Raw genomic sequence first — 508 nt, forward strand, 5'->3', positions numbered from 1 at the left:
CCGCCGCCGTCGTTCTCTGTCGAGCAGATGCAGCAGATGGCGCGGGCGCAGGTCGCCGCCCAGTTCGACAAGATCGCCGCCGCGGCCGACGGCTGCGACGCCATCCTCGCGGGCTCACCGCTGATGTTGATGGTCCGGTCGGTGGCGGAGATGTTGGGGATCGGCTACACCTTTGCCGTCTACAGCCCCAACCAGCTGCCCACACCACACCACGCCCCGCCGCGGCTGCCGCTGCCAGGGCAGGACGCCACACCCACCGACGCCGAACCCAGCGAGCTGTGGGCCCGCGACGCCGAACACATGAACACCATGTTCCGCGAACCACTCAACCAGCACCGGGCCACTGTGGGCCTACCGCCGATCGATGACGTACGCAGCCACGTATTCACCGACCTGCCATGGTTGCACGCCGATCCGACGTTGGGTCCGTGGCCCGGAGGCGGGACGGCAGGGCAGGAGGTGTTCCAGACCGGATCCTGGATCCTGCCCGACGACCGGCCGCTATCCC

General features: G+C 68.9%; 1 pseudogene. It reads left to right on the top strand.

Annotated elements, in window-relative coordinates:
- A pseudogene (locus ABD287_RS18495) lies at positions 1 to 508 on the top strand (glycosyltransferase); the annotation flags it as partial.

Origin of the sequence: Pilimelia columellifera subsp. columellifera, from assembly GCF_039532605.1 — a bacterium.
GTDB classification, from domain to species: domain Bacteria; phylum Actinomycetota; class Actinomycetes; order Mycobacteriales; family Micromonosporaceae; genus Pilimelia; species Pilimelia columellifera.